The 1,799-nt window shown below is 70.9% G+C and carries 2 protein-coding genes; both read right to left on the bottom strand.

The window, feature by feature from the left end:
• Positions 1 to 1,554, bottom strand: a 1,554-nt coding sequence (locus tag AC0IW9_RS30310; protein ID WP_471652024.1) for a hydantoinase B/oxoprolinase family protein, incomplete at its 3' end; no start/stop codon positions are given.
• On the bottom strand, positions 1,551 to 1,799 hold a 249-nt coding region (locus AC0IW9_RS30305; RefSeq protein WP_471652023.1), incomplete at its 5' end, for a hypothetical protein. The genes AC0IW9_RS30305 and AC0IW9_RS30310, both read right to left, overlap by 4 nt.

The raw sequence follows: 1,799 nt of genomic DNA, 5'->3' as shown, positions 1-1,799 counted from the left end.
CTCCACCACCAACCGTCCCCCTTCCGGGATCACCTGGAAGCCCTTCCCCCGCAGCACCGTCCCATCCGCCAGGGACAGCCGCCCCTTGGCCCCATCCGCCCCGCCATCCCGCCCGCGCGCGGCGAAGTGCACCCGCTCGAAGGTCGCAAAAATGCCGAAGGGCGCGCCGTGGCGGTGCTCCACCTCCATCACCTGGCCCAGGCCGCCGCGCCAGGTGCCGGCGCCGCCGCTGTCCGGCCGGTATTCCTTGGTCCAGATCACCACCGGGGCGATGGTCTCGGTGATCTCCACGGGGACGTTGCGCACGCCGGAGGGGAAGGGCGTCGCCGAAAGCCCGTCCTGCCGCGGCCGGGCGCCGGCGCCGCCGGAATGGAAGGTCGTCACCATGAAGGGCGCGGAGGTATTGGCCGGGCGGGTGTCGCCTTCCGCGCGCGCGCCGGTGCCGGTCATCCCATGCCCGGCGCCGAGCTTGAGGTTCCAGAGGTTGCTGGTGCCCTCGGCCGGGACGCGGCCGGGGATGCACTGGTGCAGCGCGCCATAGACCACGTCCGGCAGCATGTGGCCGATGGTGGAGCGCGCATTCACCGCCGCCGGGTGCAGCGCGTTGACGATGGTGTTCTCCGGCGCGGTGACGCGGATGGCGTCCAGCGTGCCGGCATTGTTCGGGATGCCCGCGCCGACGATGCATTTCACCCCGAAGGCGGTATAGGCCTCGGTGTAGCAGAGCGGGCAATTGATCCCGTAGGCGGAGGCGGCCGAGGTGCCGGCGAAGTCCACCGCGATATGGTCGCCGGCGATGGTGACGCGGGCGCGCAGGTCGATCGGCGCGTCGTAGCCGTCGATCCGCATATGCCCGTCCCAGCTTCCCTGCGGCAGCGCGGCGATGGCCTTCTCCATGCCGAGGCGGGAGCGGGTGATGATGTGCGCGCCGAGCTCGTCGAGGGTCGCGATGGCATGCTCGGCCATCATCGCCGAGAGGCGGCGCTCGCCGATGAGGTTGCAGGCGACGAGGGCGTGGATGTCGCCCTCCACCTGGGTGGCTTCGCGGACATTGGCGCGGATGACGCGCATCAGGCTCTCATCGAAGGTCCCCTGCCGGACCAGCGGCAGCAGCGGGATGAAGAGGCCCTCGTGATAGACCTGCCGCCCGTCCGGCGACTGCCCGAGCCCGCCGATGTCGACCACATGGGTGGTGCAGGAAAACAGCGCGACCAGCTTCCCGTCGTGGAAGGCGGGGGAGGTGATGACGATGTCGTAGAGGTGGCCGGTGCCCTTCCACGGGTCGTTGGTGATGTAGTGGTCGCCCGGCCGCATGGTCTCCACGGGGAATTCGCGGAGGAAGTGGACGACGCTGCGGGCCATGGAATTGACATGGCCGGGGGTGCCGGTGACGGCCTGGGCGAGCATCCGGCCCTCGAGGTCGAAGACCCCGGCGGAGATGTCCCCGGCCTCCCGCGCGCTGGTCGAGAAGGCGGTGCGCACCAGGGCGCGGGCCTGTTCCTCGACGACCGAGAGCAGGCGGTTCCACATGACCTGCAGGCGGATCTCGTTCATGCCGCGGCGATCTCCAGAACCAGTTGGCCGAGTGCATTGACCCGGAGGGTGGCGCCGCGCGGCACCACGGTGGTGGTCGCATCCTCGACGATCAGCGCCGGGCCCTCCAGGCTCATGCCGGGGGCGAGGTCGGCGCGGGCGTGCAGGGCGGCTTCCTCCCGCCGGCCGGTCGCCGGGTCCAGCAGCGCCGGATCGAAGCCGTCGAGCCGCATGTGGCGGGTGCGGACGACCTCATAGGCGATGGG

Source organism: Belnapia sp. AC561 (assembly GCF_979252845.1).
The sequence above is the reverse complement of the archived record's forward strand: the minus strand, read 5'-3'. Positions and strand labels throughout refer to the sequence as shown.